The following is a 251-nucleotide window of genomic DNA, read 5'->3' as shown; positions in this document are numbered from 1 at the left end:
CCCGCGTCGAGGCCCAGCCGGATCAGGTCGGGCAGAGCGTCGTCCGGGATGCCCGGCGGCAGACTCCCCGAGATGACGAGCACCCCCGCGTGGCCGGGCGCACCGGCGTCGCCGAGGGCATCCGGATCGGGGGCCGACACGCCAGATGTCGGACCCTCTCGCGGGATGCGGCCGACATCTGGAGTGTCGGCCCCCCATGTGTCACCGCGGCCCGAGGCGGCGGCACCGCGGCCTGGCGCACCGGCGTCGCC

The organism is Microbacterium sp. (assembly GCF_032084865.1).
Taxonomy (GTDB): domain Bacteria; phylum Actinomycetota; class Actinomycetes; order Actinomycetales; family Microbacteriaceae; genus Microbacterium.
Note: the sequence above shows the minus strand (reverse complement) of the source record.